The organism is Mycobacterium sp. UM_Kg27, assembly GCF_000972905.1.
Lineage (GTDB): Bacteria > Actinomycetota > Actinomycetes > Mycobacteriales > Mycobacteriaceae > Mycobacterium.
Genome location: NZ_JRMM01000005.1, coordinates 37,287 through 54,346 on the forward strand (window position 1 = coordinate 37,287; position 17,060 = coordinate 54,346).

General features: G+C 66.8%; 17 protein-coding genes. 10 read left to right on the forward strand and 7 right to left on the reverse strand.

Annotated elements, in window-relative coordinates:
• The first annotated feature begins 1 nt into the window (after position 1).
• Entirely contained in the window at positions 2 to 1,603 is a 1,602-nt protein-coding gene (gene nuoN, locus LI94_RS01700; RefSeq protein ID WP_046300094.1) for an NADH-quinone oxidoreductase subunit NuoN, read from the forward strand.
• A 39-nt stretch (positions 1,604 to 1,642) separates the two neighbouring features.
• Positions 1,643 to 2,131 carry a flavin reductase family protein gene (locus tag LI94_RS01705; RefSeq protein ID WP_024442453.1) on the forward strand — a complete coding sequence of 163 codons (489 nt, stop codon included), beginning with the start codon at positions 1,643 to 1,645 and terminating at the stop codon, positions 2,129 to 2,131.
• A gap of 20 nt (positions 2,132 to 2,151) precedes the next feature.
• Here LI94_RS01705 and LI94_RS01710 read toward each other — a convergent pair whose 3' ends face one another.
• Genes LI94_RS01710 through LI94_RS01720 form a run of 3 tightly spaced genes read right to left on the reverse strand, consistent with a single transcriptional unit; the run spans position 2,152 to position 4,449 of the window.
• Positions 2,152 to 3,150, reverse strand: a complete 999-nt coding sequence (locus tag LI94_RS01710) for a Gfo/Idh/MocA family oxidoreductase (RefSeq protein ID WP_024442452.1) — start codon at positions 3,148 to 3,150, stop codon at positions 2,152 to 2,154.
• The gene (locus LI94_RS01715) at positions 3,147 to 3,842 is read right to left on the reverse strand and encodes a PIG-L family deacetylase (RefSeq protein WP_046300095.1); all 696 of its coding nucleotides are present in this window, start codon (positions 3,840 to 3,842) and stop codon (positions 3,147 to 3,149) included. The genes LI94_RS01710 and LI94_RS01715 overlap by 4 nt, the downstream gene beginning before the upstream one ends.
• A gap of 4 nt (positions 3,843 to 3,846) precedes the next feature.
• Entirely contained in the window at positions 3,847 to 4,449 is a 603-nt protein-coding gene (locus tag LI94_RS01720) for a TetR/AcrR family transcriptional regulator (RefSeq protein ID WP_024442450.1), read from the reverse strand.
• A gap of 45 nt (positions 4,450 to 4,494) precedes the next feature.
• Between LI94_RS01720 and LI94_RS01725 the strand changes: the two genes are divergently transcribed.
• Both LI94_RS01725 and LI94_RS01730 read left to right on the forward strand, forming a co-directional pair.
• A complete protein-coding gene (locus LI94_RS01725; RefSeq protein WP_024442449.1) occupies positions 4,495 to 5,634 on the forward strand; it encodes a phosphotransferase family protein in 1,140 nt (379 codons plus the stop codon).
• Positions 5,634 to 6,749 carry a hypothetical protein gene (locus LI94_RS01730; protein WP_024442448.1) on the forward strand — a complete coding sequence of 372 codons (1,116 nt, stop codon included), beginning with the start codon at positions 5,634 to 5,636 and terminating at the stop codon, positions 6,747 to 6,749. Before LI94_RS01725 ends, LI94_RS01730 begins: the two co-directional genes overlap by 1 nt.
• 26 nt (positions 6,750 to 6,775) lie before the next feature.
• Here the strand turns inward: LI94_RS01730 and LI94_RS01735 are convergent, their stop codons facing one another.
• Positions 6,776 to 7,774, reverse strand: a complete 999-nt coding sequence (locus tag LI94_RS01735) for a TIGR03617 family F420-dependent LLM class oxidoreductase (protein WP_024442447.1) — start codon at positions 7,772 to 7,774, stop codon at positions 6,776 to 6,778.
• 15 nt (positions 7,775 to 7,789) lie between these two features.
• Positions 7,790 to 8,776 carry an alpha/beta hydrolase gene (locus tag LI94_RS01740; RefSeq protein ID WP_024442446.1) on the reverse strand — a complete coding sequence of 329 codons (987 nt, stop codon included), beginning with the start codon at positions 8,774 to 8,776 and terminating at the stop codon, positions 7,790 to 7,792.
• A gap of 98 nt (positions 8,777 to 8,874) precedes the next feature.
• On the opposite strand from LI94_RS01740, the gene LI94_RS01745 reads away from it, so the two are divergent.
• Both LI94_RS01745 and LI94_RS01750 read left to right on the forward strand, forming a co-directional pair.
• Positions 8,875 to 9,849, forward strand: a complete 975-nt coding sequence (locus LI94_RS01745) for an NADPH:quinone oxidoreductase family protein (RefSeq protein ID WP_024442445.1) — start codon at positions 8,875 to 8,877, stop codon at positions 9,847 to 9,849.
• Positions 9,850 to 9,892: 43 nt separating this feature from the next.
• The gene (locus LI94_RS01750; RefSeq protein ID WP_046300096.1) at positions 9,893 to 10,714 is read left to right on the forward strand and encodes a nuclear transport factor 2 family protein; all 822 of its coding nucleotides are present in this window, start codon (positions 9,893 to 9,895) and stop codon (positions 10,712 to 10,714) included.
• Positions 10,715 to 10,723: 9 nt separating this feature from the next.
• Here LI94_RS01750 and LI94_RS01755 read toward each other — a convergent pair whose 3' ends face one another.
• Both LI94_RS01755 and LI94_RS01760 read right to left on the reverse strand, forming a co-directional pair.
• A complete protein-coding gene (locus LI94_RS01755) occupies positions 10,724 to 11,479 on the reverse strand; it encodes a DUF1295 domain-containing protein (RefSeq protein WP_046300097.1) in 756 nt (251 codons plus the stop codon).
• Between the two features lie 69 nt (positions 11,480 to 11,548).
• Entirely contained in the window at positions 11,549 to 11,926 is a 378-nt protein-coding gene (locus LI94_RS01760) for a MerR family transcriptional regulator (RefSeq protein WP_024442442.1), read from the reverse strand.
• Positions 11,927 to 12,005: 79 nt separating this feature from the next.
• Here LI94_RS01760 and LI94_RS01765 point away from each other — a divergent pair, with 79 nt between their 5' ends.
• The 4 genes from LI94_RS01765 to LI94_RS01780 all read left to right on the forward strand — a co-directional run bounded on the left by LI94_RS01765 (position 12,006) and on the right by LI94_RS01780 (position 16,994).
• The gene (locus tag LI94_RS01765; protein ID WP_046300098.1) at positions 12,006 to 12,929 is read left to right on the forward strand and encodes an alpha/beta hydrolase; all 924 of its coding nucleotides are present in this window, start codon (positions 12,006 to 12,008) and stop codon (positions 12,927 to 12,929) included.
• Between the two features lie 113 nt (positions 12,930 to 13,042).
• Complete coding sequence (locus tag LI94_RS01770) at positions 13,043 to 14,869, forward strand: NAD(P)/FAD-dependent oxidoreductase (RefSeq protein ID WP_046300099.1); 1,827 nt, start codon at positions 13,043 to 13,045, stop codon at positions 14,867 to 14,869.
• Positions 14,866 to 15,480: a TetR/AcrR family transcriptional regulator gene (locus LI94_RS21820; RefSeq protein WP_052739850.1), complete on the forward strand. Its 615-nt coding sequence runs from the start codon at positions 14,866 to 14,868 to the stop codon at positions 15,478 to 15,480. Before LI94_RS01770 ends, LI94_RS21820 begins: the two co-directional genes overlap by 4 nt.
• 89 nt (positions 15,481 to 15,569) lie before the next feature.
• Positions 15,570 to 16,994: a TIGR00366 family protein gene (locus LI94_RS01780; RefSeq protein ID WP_046300100.1), complete on the forward strand. Its 1,425-nt coding sequence runs from the start codon at positions 15,570 to 15,572 to the stop codon at positions 16,992 to 16,994.
• Positions 16,995 to 17,060: the final 66 nt, after the last annotated feature.

The window sequence follows — 17,060 nt, forward strand, 5'->3', positions numbered from 1 at the left end:
CATGGCGGGCATGCCTATCCCATCCGTCGAATACAGCCTTGTCCTGCCCCTGCTGATCGTTTTCGGCACTGCGGTGACGGGTGTGCTCTTCGAGGCGTTCATTGCGCGCCGAGCGCGCTACGTAATGCAGGTCCTGCTCGCTGTCGGCGGTTTAGTCGCGACGTTCGCCGCGATCGTCGTGGTGGGCCGTGATCTGCCGACCGGTGGCCGCATCGCGGTCCTGGGCGCGCTGGCCGTCGACGCGCCCGCACTGGTGCTGCAGGGCACCATCGTGCTGGTCGGGATCATGGCCGTGCTGTTTATCTCCGAGCGCAACATCGGTGCCGGAGTTCCCGAAGGTCCGGGAGCGTCGACAGCCCCCGCAGCCCCGGCACGTGCGGGCCTGGACGCGTTCACTCCGCAGGCGTCGGCAGTGCCGGACAGCGTCGCCGAACTCGACGCGGCGCGAGCCGGGGTGGCTCAGACCGAGGTATTCCCGCTGACCGTGCTTGCCGCCGGCGGCATGATGGTGTTCACCGCCGCCAACGACCTGGTCACCATGTTCGTGGCGCTGGAAGTGCTCTCACTGCCCCTCTACCTGCTGTGCGGGCTGGCCCGCTACCGCCGTCTGCTCTCGCAGGAAGCGGCGCTGAAGTACTTTCTGCTGGGCGCCTTCTCTTCGGCGCTGTTCCTGTTCGGCGCCGCGCTGCTCTACGGCGCCACCGGGGTGCTGACGCTGCCGGACATCGGTGAGCAGTTGTTCGCCCACAGCAGCGACCCGCTGGCGCTGATCGGGGCTGGGCTGCTGCTGGTGGGCTTGTTCTTCAAAGTCGGCGCGGTGCCATTCCATTCGTGGGTTCCCGACGTCTACGTCGGGGCGCCGACGCCGATCACCGGCTTCATGGCGGCGGCCACCAAGGTCGCCGCGTTCGGGGCGATGCTGCGGATCCTCTACGTCGCACTGCCTGCGCTGCATGACCACTGGCGGCCGCTGCTGTGGCTGATCGCGGTGCTGACCATGGTGGTCGCCACCATCGCGGCGATCACCCAGACCGAGGTCAAGCGGATGCTGGCCTACTCCTCGGTCGCCCACGCGGGCTTTGTGCTGACCGGTGTGCTGTCGGCGATCCCGGCCGGCATCTCCGCCACGCTGTTCTATCTGGTCGCCTACAGCTTCTCCACGGTGGGTGCCTTCGCGGTGGTGAACCTGATCCGCGGCTCCAGCGGCGAGGAAGAGCTCGACATGTCTCGGTGGGCCGGTTTGGGCCGGCGCTACCCCGTTGTGGGCCTACTGTTTTCGATGTTCCTGCTGGCGTTCGCCGGCATCCCGCTGACCAGTGGTTTCATCAGCAAGTTCGCGGTGTTCAAGGCCGCTGCCGAGGGCGGTGCGGCACCACTGGTGGTGGTCGGCGTGATCGCCAGCGGTGTCGCCGCCTACTTCTACGTCCGGGTGATCGTGTTGATGTTCTTCACCGACTCCCCCGCCGACCCACCGCAACTGGTGCTGCCCAGCGTGTGGAGCAAGGCAGCCATCGCGCTGTGTGCCGCGATCACCGTGCTGCTAGGGGTGCTGCCGCAGCCGCTGCTCGACCTGGTGGACGCCGCAACCCAATTCGCGCAGTAAGCGCAACATGCCCGCCGTGCAGCGGGTACACATGGAGAGATGCCAGACGAGTCATTCCAGCAGCTGGTCGCCATGCTGGACTACACGATGTTCGTGGTGACCACGGCGACCGATCAGCGCGCCTCGGGGTGTCTGGTCGGGTTCGCCACCCAGGCCAGCATCGAGCCGCCGCGATTTCTGGTCGGCATGTCCAAGCGCAACCACACCTTCGAGGTGGCTGCCGAGTCCGAGCACTTGGCCGTTCACGTCCTGGCACGCCGCGACATCGAGCTGGCCCGGCTGTTCGGCGGTCAGACCGGCGACGACATCGACAAGTTCGAGCGCTGCGCCTGGCACAGCGGTCCCGCGGGAATGCCAATCCTCGACCATGCGCCGGCCTGGTTCGTCGGCAAGACGCTGCGCCGGATCGACCTCGGCGACCACATGGGCTACCTGCTGGACCCGGTGGCCGGATATGCCGCCCAGAGCGACGATGACCTGCTGACGCTTTCCGACGTCAACGATCTCGAACCGGGCCACAAAGCCTGACTGAACGGCCCGAGCAGCGCTTAGCCCGGCTCTCGCAGCGGAAGACCGGAAGCCTGATAGATCGCGTCGATGACGGTCATGTTCTCGATCGCGTCCTCGGGAGTGGTGCGCACCGGCACGCCGCGCAACACCGCGTCGGCGAACGCGTCGAGCTGGTAGGCGTAGGACGCCCGGTGGGTGAATCGCTCGACGCGCCTGCCCTTTGGCGAGCTGACCCGCAAGCGGTGGAAGTACTGCGGCATCAGCGGGTTGAGCGCTCGCAGCTCGCCGTGCTCGCCGATCACCCGGGCGCTGATCTGCAGCAGGTTCGATGACCACAGCGAGCAGCGGATGGTGCCGGTGTGCCCGGCCGGAAACCGCAGCTGTGCCGTCATGGCCCGGTCGACAAGCGGGTCGCGCAACTTCGCCTGCGCGGAAACGACTTCCGGGGTAGCTCCGCCGAAGGTGCGGGCCATGTGCACCGCATAACAGCCCGCGTCCATCAACGCCCCGCCGGCCAGCGCGTAGTGATAGCGGATGTCGGAGAACCGGGGCAGCGGAAAACTCAGCGCGGTGTCGACCTGCCGCAGCTCGCCCAACTCCCCCGAGTCGATGATCTCTTCGATGCGCGCCGTCATCGGGTGGTAGCGGTAGTGGAAGGCCTCCATGACCACCCGATCAGAGCCCGCGGCCGCCGCGGCCACCTCGCGGGCTTCCTCGGCATTGGCGGTGAACGGCTTCTCGCACAGCACATGCTTGCCGGCGTCCAGTGCGGCGCGTGTCCACCTGCCGTGCAGGTGGTTCGGCAACGGGTTGTAGATGGCGTCGACCTCGGGGTCGGCGATCAGTGCGTTGTAGCTGTCATGCACCCGGGCGATGCCGTGTTTCGCGGCGAACGCCCGGGCCCGGCCGATGTCGCGCGCGGCCACTGCGCTCACCACGACCTCAGGGTTGGCGGCGGCCGGTTTGAGCAGTGCGTCCGGGGTGATCCGCGCTGCTCCGAGCACGCCGATACGCAGCACCGTCCTGGTGCCGGTCATGCGACGGCGCTCCGCTGCAGCAAGAACCCGGCCAGCCGGCGACCGGGTTGCGCCGAGGTCGTCATGTCGACCACCCGGCGTGCCTGCTCGGCTACCGGCGTGGCGGGGTCGAGGACCGATAGGTAGACCTCGTGGGAGGCCAGGGAGTCCACCGCGATGTCGAGGTAGTCACCCACATCCTCGACGTGGGTGGGTCCCGGGCCCCCTTGGAACAGCCAGCGCGGCGGGTCCTCGCAACTGTCCCAGGCGTCGGTGACCGCGGCGGCGAATTCGATGTGGTCGCGCTGGTTGGGCGCCCCCGGCCCGAACTCCGCACCGCCGTAGATCGTCACCACCACGTCGGGGCGCACCTCACCGATCACCGAGGCGATCTTGGCGCGCAACTCCGGCGTATTGCGGATGTTGCTGTCCGGGAAGCCCCAGAAGTCGACGTCAGGAACCCCCACGATGGCCGCCGCCCGCCGTTGCTCATCCTCGCGCAGCGGCCCGGCCTGCGCCGGCTCCATGCCGGCGATGCCTGCTTCCCCGCTGCTGGCCAACGCATAGCGGACGGTCTTGCCGGCGGCAGTCCATTTGGCCACCGCGGCGGCGATGCCGTACTCGGGGTCGTCGGGATGCGGCACCAACACCAGCAGCGACGCCCAGTCTTGCGGGAAGGGCTGCGGCCCGCTGGGCCCGATCGGCTGAGCCATGGGTCTATGCCATCACGCCGTGGGCGATGATGTCCGCGATCCGTTGCACCCAGTCGTCGTCGAGGTCGTCGTCGGGACGAAGCATCATCGCCAGCAACGTCGCACCGCCGATAATCTCGACGAGCCGGTCGGGGTCCACATCGGCTCGTGCATCGCCGCGGCTCACCGAATCGGCCACCCAGTGGCGCATCACCTCGAACAGGCCCTGAAAGCGGTCCAGGATCCGCGCGGTCAGCTCGGCGTTGGTCGCCATGTCGCCGATCAAGCCGGGCAGCGCCGCCCGCACCACCGGGTTGGTGAACGCGTCGCGCGCGCCGGCCATCATCGCCTTGAGGTCGCCGGACACGTCGCCCGGCGGCGCAGTCACCGCGCTCGGGGGCACCGAGAACGCGGCCTCGTGCACCAGTTCGGCCTTGCTGGGCCACCGGCGGTACAACGCGGTCTTGGTGGTGCCGGCGCGCTCGGCGACGGCCGCCAGGCTCAGATTCGAATATCCGACTTCGACAACCAGTTCCGCGGCGGCCTGCAATATGGCACCGTCGATGCGGGGATCACGAGGGCGTCCGGCGCCGGACCCCTTGTCAACGGCCGAACGTTCTGCTTTCATAACGCTACCTGTCGTATCGTAATTACCTTGACGGAGGATACAACCGTGGTCGACCAACCGACTGTGGAAAAGGACGTCGGCCGGATCCAACGTTCTAGCCGCGATGTCACCACACTGCCCACGGTAATGTCTCGCTGGCTTGCCACCCAGTTGCCCGGCGCGGCCACGCCGGAGATCACCGTGGAAAGCGGCGTCGACACCAACGGCATGTCGTCGGAGACCATCATGCTCACCGGCCGCTGGACGGCCGACGGCGCCCCGATTGAGCAGCGCTGGGTGATGCGTGTGGGACCGGCCGCCGAAGACGTCCCGGTGTTTCCGACCTACCGGCTGGATCACCAGTTCGAGGTGATGCGACTGGTGGGTGAACTCACCGATGTCCCAGTGCCGAAGGTCCGCTGGCTCGAACCGACCGGAGACGTGCTGGGCCGACCGTTCTTCCTGATGGACCGCATCGACGGCGAGGTGCCTCCCGACGTCATGCCCTATACCTTCGGCAGCAACTGGTTCTCTGACGCGACAGCCGAGCAGCAGCGGACCCTGCAGGACTCCACCGTCGAAGTGCTCGCCAAGCTGCACGCCATTCCGAATGCCGAACAGACCTTCGCGTTCCTCGACGATGGGACGGATGGGGCTACCGCGCTGCACCGACACTTCGAGGGAGTGCGGCAGTGGTACGAATTCGCGGTGCCCGACATGGGACGTTCGCCGCTGTTGGACCGCGCCCTGGGCTGGCTGGAGGAGAACTGGCCGGACGGCGCGGCCGCCGGCGAGACGGTGTTGTGCTGGGGCGACTCGCGGGTCGGCAACGTGCTCTACCGCGACTTCCAGCCCGTTGCCGTGCTGGACTGGGAGATGGTGACCCTGGGGCCGCGCGAGCTCGATGTGTCGTGGATTATCTTCGCGCACTTGGTTTTCGAGGAACTCGCTGGACTGGCTGGACTCCCCGGGCTCCCGCAGGTGCTACGCGGAGAGGACGTGCGGGCCACCTACCAGAAGCTCACCGGCGTCGAACTCGGTGACCTGCACTGGTTCTACGTCTATGCCGGCGTGATGTGGGCGATCGTGTTCATGCGCACCGGGGCCCGTCGGGTGCACTTCGGGGAGATGGAAAAGCCCGAGAATCCCGAATCGTTGTTCTATCACGCCGGATTGCTCAAGAAGTTGATCGGAGAACAGAGCTGATGCTGGGGCCACTCGACGAATTCCCGATCCACCAATTGCCACAGCCGCTCGCCTGGCCGGGCTCCTCGGATCGCAACTTCTACGACCGGTGCTATCTCAACGCCCACGACCGCACCGGGGACATCTTTTTGATCACCGGGTGCGGCTACTACCCCAACCTCGGTGTCAAGGACGCCTACGTGCTCCTACGCCGCGGCGACACCCAGACCGCGGTGCACCTGTCCGACGCCATCGACCAAGATCGGCTCAATCAGCGGATCGGCGCTTACCGCATCGAGGTCACCGATCCGCTGCGCTCTCTGCGGGTGGTGATGGAGGAGACCGAGGGCATCGCGCTGGATCTGCGCTGGGAGGGGCTGTTCGACCCGGTGCAGGAGCAGCGGCACATCCTGCGGACCGGCAACCGGGTGACCCTGGACGCGCAGCGCTTCGCTCAATTGGGCTCGTGGAGTGGGCAGATCGTGATCGATGGCGAGGAGATCGCCGTCGACCCCGCGATCTGGATCGGCTCACGCGACCGCTCCTGGGGAATTCGCCCGGTCGGTGAACGCGAACCGGCGGGCCGGCCCGCCGACCCGCCGTTCGATGGCATGTGGTGGCTGTATCTGCCAATGGCGTTCGAGGACTTCGCGGTGGTGATGATCATCCAGGAGGAGCCCAACGGTTTCCGTTCACTCAACGACTGCAGCCGGGTCTGGCGCGATGGCCGTGTCGAACAGTTGGGGTGGCCACGGATCTCCACGCGCTACCGCGCCGGCACCCGCATCGCCACCGGGGCCACCATCGAGGCCACGCGCCCGGATGGCACTCCAGTGGTGTTCGAGGTGGAATCCAAACTGCCGGTGCCCATTCACGTCGGCGGCGGCTACGGCGGCGACATCGACTGGCTGCACGGCGAGTGGAAGGGTGAGAAGTTCACCGAGCGCCTGACCTATGACATGACCGATCCGGGCATCCTGGGGCGCACCAGCTTCGGGATGATCGACCACGTGGGGCGCGCGGTGTGCCGCGACGGCGACGCCGCCCCGGTCGAGGGTTGGGGACTCTACGAGCACGGTGTGCTGGGCCGGCATGACCCGACGGGATTCCCCGACTGGGTCACCATGGCGCCCTAGCGCTCAGCGCTAAGCGGGTTGTCCCGTCAGCCCAGCTCGCTGACGATCGCCCCGACGACCGCCGGGGCGATGGGCGCAGCCTGGTAAACGCAGACGGTGTCGGCGATTCCGTCGACCCGGTCGCGGATTCGCGCGGCCACCTGCGCCGGAGTACCGCATGCGGCGATGGTGTGCAGGATCTCGTCGGTGATCCGTGCACCCATCTGCGCCCAGTGGCCCTGCTTGGACAGCGCGTTGAGCTCGGGCTGCAGATCCTGCCAGCCGTGCGCGGCCAGCACCGGCGCATACGCCGGAGTCGATGCGTAGAAGCCGAGCAACATCCGGGTAGCGGCTTCGGCGGCTTCCCGCTCGGCGTCGGTGGCGCCGGTGGCCACGATGATTTCCGGCACGACCGCAAAATCCTCGGCGCGACGTCCGGATTGGGCAAGCCCTGCGCGCACCGCGGACATGGTGCTCTCATGCAGGAATCGCTTGGTGGAGAACGGCATCACCAGCAGGCCGTCGGCGTGCGTCGCGGCCGCACGGGTCAGCCGTGGTCCCAGCGCGCCGACGTAGATCGGTGGCGGGCCGTACGGGTTCGGTCCGGGGCTGAACGTCGGCGTCATCAGCGTGTGCCGATAGTAGTCACCCCGAAAGTCCAAGCGGGCGCCGGTGTTCCAGGCTTCGAAGATCGCCCGCAGCGCCGCGACCAGCTCGACCATGCGGTCCACCGGGTGGTCGAAGTCCGCACCGAAGCGCTTCTCGATCTGCGCACGCACTTGGGTACCCAGCCCCAGAACGAATCGCCCGCCACTGAGCAGCTGATGATCGTTGGCCTGGTGCGCCAAATGGATCGGATTGCGTGGGAAGGCGATCGCGACGTTGGTCATCAGGTCCAGGCCGCCCACACCGGCGGCCAACGTCAACGGTGCGAACACATCGTGCGGACCTTCGAAGGTGAAGACCCCGCCGACGCCGGCGTCGCGCAGCTCGCGTGCCTGATCGACGACACCGGTCAGCCCGCTGAGGGCCGTGAGAACTCTCAACGCGGCTCCGAAGCCCTATGAACTGATTTCGGACCCGACGGCCAAGCCGCCGGTGGATCCGGTGGCCAGGTCCACCAGGTCGCGAAGCTCACGGTTGACCGCGACAGGGTGCTCCAGGATCGAGCAGTGGCCCCCGCTGACCTCGACGAACCGGGCGAGATTGGGTGCGGCGTCAGCGATTCGCTGCGAAGCCGCCAGCGGCAACAATCGGTCGCGGGTGCTGCCGATGACCAGGGTGGGCACGGTCAGACCGTCGAGGTTGATGAAGGACGCCGGACCGAGCGCGTCGACGAGCGCCCGCACCCAGTGGCCGCGGCTTGCGGCCGGCGTCTTGGCGAACAGGTCGCAGATCAACGAGGTGACCCACGGATCGGCCTCGCCGCCGACGGCAAGCATGTGTACGAATCGCCGAGCCGCCAGGTTCGCCGGGCCGACGATCGGCACGTTGCCAAAGGCCAGCAACCCGCGACGGGCTGCCTGCACCCGGGCCCGCTGCAGTGGCGGTGGCACCTGGAACAGTTCGACTTCGGCCAGCAGGTTGCCGAGGGTGGTATTGATCAGCGCTACCGCATCGGCACGCTGCTGCACGCGGTGCCGGTAGCGGTCTGACCAGGCGCTGATCGCCATACCGCCCATCGAGTGTCCGGCGATGACGGCACGCTCTCCCGGCGCCAGGGTGGCCTCCAGCACCGCATCGAGATCGGATGCCAGGTGCGTCAGGCTGTATCCGCCGCGCTTGGGCACCCCGCTTCGTCCGTGGCCGCGGTGGTCGTAGGCGATCACCCGGTGATCGGCGCTCAGGTCGGCAATCTGAGGTCCCCACACCCGGATGGCGCAGGTGATGCCGTGCGCCAGCACGATCGGATACCCGTCGGCCGGCCCGAAGACCTGGGTGTGCAGCTTGGTTCCGTCGGCTGCCCGGACCGCCATGGTGCGGGCCGGCGGCAACTCCACCGGGAACATGCCGGCACTTCGCCGCCGACCGGACCGTTGAGCACTCATCGCCACCTCATCGGAAATGCGGCAACGCTGCCGCATCGCGAGCATACGCCTGCGTGGACTAGGTTTTCGGAAAAGCACTTCTGACGAAGGGTTCGCCCATGCGCGCGGTACAGATTTCCCGACTCGACGGACCGGCAGCTGCCCAGGTAGTCGACCTAGACGAACCGGCCGGTGCCGGCCTGGTGGTCATCGACATCCACGCCGCCGGAGTGGCGTTTCCCGATGTGTTGCAGTCCCGCGGGCTCTATCAGCACAAGCCGGAGCCGCCGTTCGTGCCAGGCGGCGAGGCTGCCGGCGTGGTGCGCAGCGCCCCGGCCGACGCGCATGTGCGCCCCGGCGACCGCGTGGCGGTATTGACCATGCTCAACGGCGGCATGGCGCAGGTGATCGCGGTGCCCGCCGCGCAGGTGTTCAAGCTGCCGGACACGGTGTCGTTCGAGGCCGGTGCCGGGCTGCTGTTCAACGACCTGACGGTGCTCTTCGCGCTGACCACCCGCGGCCGGCTGGCCGAAGGCGCCACCGTGCTGGTGCACGGCGCCGCCGGCGGGATCGGCACCTCCACGCTGCGGCTGGCCGCACCGCTGGGGGCCTCCCGGGTGATCGCGGTGGTCTCCACGGAGGCTAAAGCCGAGGTGGCCCGGGCTGCGGGCGCTACCGACACCGTGCTCGCCGACGGGTTCCGAGAGGCGGTGGCCGAGCTGACCGGCGGGCGCGGCGTGGACCTGGTGCTCGACCCGGTGGGCGGTGACCGTGTCACCGACTCGCTGCGCTCGCTGGCCCCCGGCGGAAAGCTGTTAGTGGTGGGCTTCACCGGTGGCGACATTCCGACTGTCAAGGTGAACCGGCTGCTGCTCAACAACATCGACGTGGTGGGCGTCGGTTGGGGCGCGTGGGTGATGTCGCATCCGGGTGAGCTGGAGCGCCAATGGGAGACGTTGGAGCCATTGCTGGCCTCCGGGAAGGTGGCCGCGCCGCAACCGGATGTGTTCGGCCTCGACCGGGCCGCTGATGCGTTGGCGGCACTGGAGAATCGCACCGCGGCCGGCAAGGTCGTGCTGCGGATGCGTGACTGAGCGGCGTTAATTCTCAGCGGTCTTCGAAACGAGAGGAATTCCGATGTCGGACCAGCGTTCTTCGCACAGTACCAGTGCACTGCTCGACGCCGTAGAGCGGTCCCCGAAAGCTGTTGCGGTGCACGATAAGTCGGCGTGGGTCGGAATTTTCACCGCCGACGGCCAGGTGAATGATCCGGTCGGTTCGAGGCCCCATGTCGGCACGGCCGCCATCGGACGTTTCTTCGACACCTTCATCGCGCCTAACACGATCGCATTTGAGGTGCAGAACGACGTGGTCGCCGGCATGTCGGTGCTCCGAGACCTGACGGTGCACACCACGATGTCGACGGGTGTCACCATGCATATCCCGATGCACCTGCGCTATGACCTGGTCTCGCAGGGGCCGGACAGCTCGCTGAAGATCCAGCGGTTGTTCGCGCACTGGGAGCTGCAGAAGATGGTCGGGCAGCTCCTTACCTCCGGTGGCCGTGGCCTGCTGGCGTCGGTGATCCTGGGCCCGCAGCTGATTCGGCACCAAGGCCTTTCTGGCTGCGCTGGATTCCTGCGCGGCCTTTCCGGGGTGGGAAAGCGCGGTAAGCGTCGGGTCGAAGACCTTGTCGCGGCGCTGGCGCACGGTGATGCGGCGGCGGTTTCGGCGCAGCTGACTCCCCATGCCACGCTGAGTCCGGACGGTGTTTCGGAGACCTCGGTCGCCGAGTTCGTCGCAACGGCGCGGCACCTGGCCGTCGAAAAGCTCTTGGCCGCAGGGCACACCGTCACTGCGACGGTGCACCTGGACGGCCGCCGCGGGGTGGGGTTGTTCGAGTTCTCCACAGCGGGCGCGGACCGGGGCGCGATTTCCGCTGTCCGCCTCTATATCTGAGGCGGACACCTACAGTACGCCGGGAATGATCGCCTTACGGTTGGGCGGGTAGTCGGGGAATTTCTGCTGGTACCACTTGTGGGTGGCCATCGCCCTGGGCCCCAGGTTGGCGATGGAGAAGAGCAGGAAGATCAGGCCCGGAAGAGTCCAGGCCATGATCGCCCAGCCCGCCCACAAGACGAGTTCACCGAAGTAGTTGCCCGAAGACACCCAGCGATACACCCCGCCGTACGGGATGCTGTACCCGCTGCTGCCGTCCGCGCGCAGGCCGATCAGGATGCGGTCCGCTTGGAAGTTGATCCCCCACCCGACCACCGCCACGGCGAGGCCCAGGATGAAGCGGGGGTCGACAAACCAACTCTCCTGCTGCAAGTGCGGAGCCAGGGCCACGGCGTAACCGTTGGCGAACCCGTTGACTGCGTTGAACGTGAAGCCGAAGGCAATACCGGAGATGGGGAAACGCTTGCCATCGCCCTTGCGGCTCAGCGGATAGATCAGGCCCCGGTAGAGGTAGTGGCACTGCCACAGCGCGTACAACACGATCGCCGGTGCCCCATGCGAGTGCGCCACGAGCCAGAACGCCACGGTGAAAGCCCACCATTGCGGGCACTCGAACATCAGCCAGCTGATCTTTCCCGGCAGCGTGAAGCGATCGTCCGGACTCGCGAAGCGGCCATAAGGATTGGTGAACCAGAAGCTGCTGGCGAAGGTGACGACCGTCAAGACGATCAGGAAGACGACAGCGGCGTGATACAGACCGGCCATGGCGGAACCTCTCATCCAGGATGCCAGGCAGTAGTAGCACATCAAACGGTCCCTACAACCGACGAGCTGCTAGGACTCGCTGATGCGCGCCTTGAACTCCGGGCACTCGACCAGTGGGGTATGGGTGCAGGTCACCGCGTGAGTGAGGCTGTCGCGCATGCGGGTGAGGCGGGCGATTTCGTCGTCGACTTGGCGAGCCTTCTCAGCCATTCGTGCACGTAGTTCGGTGTCACTGGGCGTGGCCCGCAGAAAGCGCTCGATCTGAGCAAGCGTGAATCCGGCCGCTTTGGCACAGCCGATCAAGGCGAGCCGGTCAAGCACCGCCGGCTCGTAGGTGCGGCGCAGGCCGTTGCGTTCACCGGAGCTGATCAGCCCGCGCCGCTCGTAGAACCGCAGCGCCGATGACGCCAGACCGGATCGACTCGCCACCTCAGCAATGTCCAGCATCACCATCCCCTTGACTTGAAGCGTGGTTCAAGTCAGAGACTAGCGACGAAGCGCCGCTTAAGAAAGGACACCCAGCGCCATGCCACTACATCCGCAGGTCCAAGCCCATTTGGAACGCCTGGCCGGCAGTAACTTTGCCGACCTGCACACGTTCGCCCCGGAGCAGGTCCGGCAGGCCATGCGTCTGATGACCGAAAGCCTGGGCACCGGGGAAGCCGTCGCAAGCGTTTGCGACCACATCGTCTCCACGCAAGCCGGCGATTTGCCGGTTCGGATCTACCACCCGCAACCAGAGGAACGGCGTTCGGTGATCGTCTTCTTCCACGGCGGCGGCTTTGTGCTCGGCGACCTCGACACCCACGACGGGCTGGCCCGGGCGCTGGCGAACCGCACCGGCCGCGTCGTCGTCTCGGTCGACTATCCCCTGGCCCCCGAGCACAAGTACCCGGCAGCGATCAACGCCGGCTTCGCCGCCACGCAGTGGGTGGCCCGGCACGCGGGCGAAATCGGCGCCAACGGCACAAACATCGCTGTCGCCGGTGACAGTGCCGGCGGAAATCTCGCAGCTGTGGTCGCGCTGATGGCTCGCGACGCCGGTGCCCCGGCCATCACACACCAGGTATTGATCTACCCGGACTTGGATTTTCGGCGATCGAATGTTTCCATCCAAGAATTCGCGGGACGGTACGGGAACATCAGTCGAGCGACCCAGCAGTGGTTCATGAACCACTACCTCAACGGCGATCACGAAAAGCTCGATGCTCACGTCTCGCCGCTGCTGGCCCCCAGCCTCGAGCAGCTTCCTCCGGCGTTCATCGTCACCGCCGAATTCGACGCCCTGCGCGACGAGGGCGAACAGTACGGCGCCCGACTCCAACAAGCGGGTGTCCCCACCACCATCAATCGCTACGACGGGATGATCCACGAGTTCATGCGCTGGCCGTTCGACGACGCGGCCCGGGCCCTCGAGGACATCGCCGCCGCTCTCCCAGCTCGGCGCTGACGGCCGCCGAATTGAGCCCAAGGAATATACGTTGCGTCTGGCCAGCTATCGCCTAGTCTATTCACTGGACATTATGTCCAGTGAGATCTCGATGACGCAAGGAGCACGAGGCGATGCCCCCCACGGCCAGCTCCCTGGGACCGCAGCCAGCGGAGTACGACCCCGAATGGGTCCGGGCGAAGTACGCACTCGAACGCGACAAACGGCTGCGTCCCGACGCCGTGGGCCAGTTCATCGAGGTCACCGCCGATTTCACGCACTACGCCGACGACCCGTGGACCGAACGCGTCGAGCGCGACCCGGTGCACGACCACGTCCAGGTGGCGATCATCGGCGCCGGCCTGGGCAGCCTGATCGCCGCCGCGCGGCTCCAGGAGTCCGGTATCGACGACATCAGGATGATCGACACCGCCGGCGACTTCGGCGGCACCTGGTACTGGAACCGCTACCCCGGCGTGCAGTGCGATGTCGAGTCCTACATCTATCTGCCACTGCTCGAAGAGCTGAATTACGTGCCCACCGAGCGTTATGCGCACGGCCCGGAGATCCGCGAGCACCTGCAGAACATCGCCAAGCACTACCGCCTCTACGACAACGCCTTGCTGGGCACCACGGTCACCGGCCTGCACTGGGACGACGCCGCCAAGCGCTGGCAGATCACCACCGATCGCGGAGACGCGTTCACCGCGACGCTGGTCGCGGTCTCGCCCGGATCGCTCACCCGGCCGAAACTGCCGGGCATTGCCGGCATCAACGAATTCCGCGGGCATACCTTCCACACCAGCCGCTGGGACTTCGGCTACACCGGCGGCGACGAATCCGGTGGACTGACCAAACTGTCTGACAAGCGCGTAGGCGTCATCGGCACCGGTTCCACTGGGCTGCAGTGCATCCCGCACCTCGGAGAGTGGGCGGGCCAGCTCTACGTCTTCCAGCGCACCCCGAGCACCGTCTCGGTGCGGGGCAACCGGCCCACCGACCCGGCGTGGGCGGCGAGCCTGCAGCCGGGCTGGCAACGCGAACGCATGGAGAACTTCACCCGGGTCACCTGCGGGGTGGAGATGGACCTCGACCTCACCGACGACGGCTGGACGCAGAAGGCCCTGGAACTCAGTGAGCCCGCCGTGATCCGCGAGACTCAGCGCCTCGGCCGGCAGATGACCCCCGAGGAGATCGCCGACTTCCTGTTCCACGCCGACTACGTGGCGATGCAACGGCTGCGCGCCCGCATCGACGAGACCGTCCGCGACCGCAAGACCGCCGAAGCGCTCAAGCCCTGGTACCGGCTGAACTGCAAACGGCCCGGCTACCACGACCAGTACCTCGATACGTTCAACCGGGACAACGTCACGTTGGTCGACACCGATGGGCGCGGCGTCGATCGGTTCACCGAGACCGCCGTCGTGGTCGACGGCATCGAATACGAACTCGACGCACTGGTGTTCGCGACCGGCTTCGAGGTGGGTACCGAGTTCACCCGTCGGCTCGGCTTCGAGATCGTGGGCCGCGACGCCGTGCGGCTGAGCGACAAGTGGGCCAAAGGCATGCGGACACTGCACGGCCTACAGACCCACGGCTTTCCCAACTGCTTCTTCCTGGGCTACACCCAATCCGGGGTCTCCCCCAACTACACCCACACCGCCGAGGAGCGAGCCCGCCATTTCGCCTACCTGGTCAGCACATTCGTGCAACGGGGCGCGAACACCATCGAAGCCACCAAGGCCGCCGAGGACCAGTGGCTGGCCGCGATGGACCAAGCGTCGGAAAAACCCAAAGCCTTCTACGCCGAGTGCACGCCGAGTTACCTCAGTTCCGAGGGCGACCGGGAGAATCCGCACGGCATGCTGTCGACCAATTTCGGCGGCAAGCCTGTCGAGTTCTTCGCGATGCTGAACGCGTGGCGATCCACCGGCCAGCTGGAGGGGGTGACTCTGACATGACGGAGTCGGCTCTGGCCGGTGAAACCGGCGGCACCGCACCGCGACTCACGATGCGTGACCGGCACCGCGCCATGACCCGCGACCAGATCATGGCCGCCGCGCTGGAGGCGTTCGCCGACCGCGGCTACGTCGCGGTGACCATCGACGACATCGTGCGCCGGGCCGGGATCGGGCGGGCGACGTTCTACCTACACTTCGACTCCAAAGCCGCGGTGCTGCGCGAACTGCGCAATACCCGCATGACCGTCTGGTCCCAGCAGGACGCCCCGCGTGGCGGCAGATCGGGACGGCCCTCGATCAGAGCGTTCTTCGAGAAGGTGGTCGACTTCTACACCTCCGCACCGCAGCTCTATATGGCACTCCACCAGGCACGAGCGGCCGACCCGGAGTTCGCCGCGGCGCACCGAGCCACCATGGAGGACAACGTCACCGAGTGGATCGAGGCCGATGCCATGCCCGGTGCCACCGAGGCCCAGCTGCGGCTGGCCATCGCGATGATGTACACCATGGTCGATTCCTTCATGCACCTGTGGCTGGTCGACGGCTGGCCACTGGAGCGCGAGGCTGCCATTGGGGCGATGACCGACGCGCTGCACGCCACCATGCGCTGAAAACCCCCGGCCCGAGCGCCCGCGGCATTTATCGTGACACACGCACGAGCGACCGCGGTGCGAGCGGTTTTCCGACGAGAGGCTGCGCAATGACCGAGCTACGGGCCGACGGCGCGATCACAAAGCAGCCGACGCAACGCCGAGGCGTCATGCAAGCGCTCACCGGGCTCAGTGTCCGCTACGTCGAGCGCCTGATGCCCGACCCGTACCTGTTCGCGGTGATCCTCACGCTGATCGTCGCCGGGCTGGTCGCCGCTCTGGTACGCGGAGCGTCAGCCGACGGCATGCTGGCGGCCTGGTATGCCGGGGTGTGGGGGCGGGAGAACATCTTCACCTTCGCCTTCCAGATGGTGCTGATCCTGGTGACCGGCTACACGCTGGCCGAGGCGCCTGTGCTGAAGCGGGCGATCGTCCGCGTTGCCGCAGTGCCCCGCAGCCAGGTGCAGGGCGCTCTGCTCTGCTTCACTGTCAGCGCCGTTGCGTCCCTATTGAACTGGGGCCTGGGCCTGGTGGCAGGAGCCCTGGTCGCCCGGCAGGTAGCGCGACGTTTTCCCGACTCGCATTTCGGCTACCTGATCGCCGCGGCGTTCATGGGCTTCATCGTCTGGACGCAGGGACTCTCGTCGTCGATCGCGCTGGCGAACACCGACGCCGGCAGCCCCATCAACGTGATCCACAAGATCGCCGGATTCACTGTGCCGCTGCGCCAGACCATCTTCCAGCCGTACAGCTGGCTCTCGGCGATCCTGGTGTTAGGGGTGCTCGCGATGGCGGTGTGGCGGATGGAGCCGTCGGAAAGCCTGCCCCCCGATGCCGCGGTGTTCGAAGACGACACAACAACCGTTGAGGCACCCACCGGCAAGACATTTGCCGAATGGCTGGAGAACCAGTGGATCCTCAACGTGGCGCTGTTCGGGGCGGGGATCACCTATTTCGTGGCCAGTGGTTTCGCGCTGAACATCTCGTCGATGATCATGCTGTTCACCATCACCGCCGCCCTGTTGCACCGCACGCCAATTCGCTTCATCCGGGCGTTCGCCGGTTCCGCGAAGGTCTCGGGCCCGCTGCTGCTGCAATATCCGCTCTACGGCGGCCTGGTCGGGCTGCTGGCGTATCAGGGCGCCGAGGGTTCCAAGCCGCTGCAGACGCTGCTGGCCCAGACGCTGGTCAATGGCGCGACGGAGTACACGTTGCCGTTTTTGACGTTCATCGGCTCGGTGATCATCAGCCTGTTCGTACCGTCCGGCGGCGGGCACTGGGCGGTGCAGGGCCCGATCGCCGTCGACTCCGCCCTAGCGATCGGGCAGCAGTCACCGGGCTATCTCGGGCTGGTGTCGATGGCCGTTGCGGTCGGCGAGGGCGTGGCGAACATGATCCAGCCGTTCTGGCTGCTGCCACTGTTGGCGATCGCGAAGCTCAATGTTCGTCAGGTGATGGGTTTTACGGTCGTGGCGTTCGTCATCGGCTTGGTGGTTCTGGGGGCGATGACGTTGATCGCACCGTGGGTGATCTGAGGGCACCCGGCGTTCGCCATTCCTTGATATCTGCTCGTGCTTGTCGGATGCTCGTGACGGACGCGA

Coding starts and splice junctions, on each gene's coding strand:
- LI94_RS01740 (WP_024442446.1), bottom strand. CDS start 8,776: ATGAGTGCTCAACGGTCCGGTCGGCGGCGAAGTGCCGGCATGTTCCCG.
- LI94_RS01765 (WP_046300098.1), top strand. CDS start 12,006: ATGCCACTACATCCGCAGGTCCAAGCCCATTTGGAACGCCTGGCCGGC.
- LI94_RS01745 (WP_024442445.1), top strand. CDS start 8,875: ATGCGCGCGGTACAGATTTCCCGACTCGACGGACCGGCAGCTGCCCAG.
- LI94_RS01760 (WP_024442442.1), bottom strand. CDS start 11,926: ATGCTGGACATTGCTGAGGTGGCGAGTCGATCCGGTCTGGCGTCATCG.
- LI94_RS01715 (WP_046300095.1), bottom strand. CDS start 3,842: ATGGCTCAGCCGATCGGGCCCAGCGGGCCGCAGCCCTTCCCGCAAGAC.
- LI94_RS01755 (WP_046300097.1), bottom strand. CDS start 11,479: ATGGCCGGTCTGTATCACGCCGCTGTCGTCTTCCTGATCGTCTTGACG.
- nuoN (WP_046300094.1), top strand. CDS start 2: ATGGCGGGCATGCCTATCCCATCCGTCGAATACAGCCTTGTCCTGCCC.
- LI94_RS01730 (WP_024442448.1), top strand. CDS start 5,634: ATGCTGGGGCCACTCGACGAATTCCCGATCCACCAATTGCCACAGCCG.
- LI94_RS01720 (WP_024442450.1), bottom strand. CDS start 4,449: ATGAAAGCAGAACGTTCGGCCGTTGACAAGGGGTCCGGCGCCGGACGC.
- LI94_RS01705 (WP_024442453.1), top strand. CDS start 1,643: ATGCCAGACGAGTCATTCCAGCAGCTGGTCGCCATGCTGGACTACACG.
- LI94_RS01750 (WP_046300096.1), top strand. CDS start 9,893: ATGTCGGACCAGCGTTCTTCGCACAGTACCAGTGCACTGCTCGACGCC.
- LI94_RS01780 (WP_046300100.1), top strand. CDS start 15,570: ATGACCGAGCTACGGGCCGACGGCGCGATCACAAAGCAGCCGACGCAA.
- LI94_RS01770 (WP_046300099.1), top strand. CDS start 13,043: ATGCCCCCCACGGCCAGCTCCCTGGGACCGCAGCCAGCGGAGTACGAC.
- LI94_RS01710 (WP_024442452.1), bottom strand. CDS start 3,150: ATGACCGGCACCAGGACGGTGCTGCGTATCGGCGTGCTCGGAGCAGCG.
- LI94_RS21820 (WP_052739850.1), top strand. CDS start 14,866: ATGACGGAGTCGGCTCTGGCCGGTGAAACCGGCGGCACCGCACCGCGA.